The following is a 578-nucleotide window of genomic DNA, read 5'->3' on the forward strand; positions in this document are numbered from 1 at the left end:
CCCTTTCTCCAGCCCGCTGCAAATTCAGACGGTGTCTGATAATTCAGCGTGGAGTGCGGGCGGCATTCGTTATAATCCTGCCGCCAGTCATTAATAATTTTCCTGGCATGAACGATATCGCTGAACCAGTGCTCATTCAAACATTCATCGCGAAATCGTCCGTTAAAGCTCTCAATAAATCCGTTCTGCGTTGGCTTGCCCGGCTGGATTAAGCGCAACTCAACACCATGCTCAAAGGCCCATTGATCCAGTGCACGGCAAGTGAACTCCGGCCCCTGGTCAGTTCTTATCGTCGCCGGATAGCCTCGAAACAGTGCAATGCTGTCCAGAATACGCGTGACCTGAACGCCTGAAATCCCAAAGGCAACAGTGACCGTCAGGCATTCCTTTGTGAAATCATCGACGCAGGTAAGACACTTGATCCTGCGACCGGTGGAAAGTGCGTCCATGACGAAATCCATCGACCAGGTCAGATTGGGCGCCGCCGGACGGAGCAGCGGCAGACGTTCTGTTGCCAGCCCTTTACGACGTCTTCTGCGTTTTACGCCCAGGCCACTGAGGTGATAAAGCCGGTACAC

The 578-nt window shown here is 53.3% G+C and carries 1 pseudogene; it reads right to left on the bottom strand.

Annotated elements, in window-relative coordinates:
• Positions 1-578 (bottom strand): annotated as a pseudogene (locus GF617_RS26965) (IS3-like element ISSen4 family transposase); the annotation flags it as partial.

This window comes from Lelliottia sp. RWM.1 (assembly GCF_016859735.1).
Classification (GTDB): domain Bacteria; phylum Pseudomonadota; class Gammaproteobacteria; order Enterobacterales; family Enterobacteriaceae; genus Enterobacter.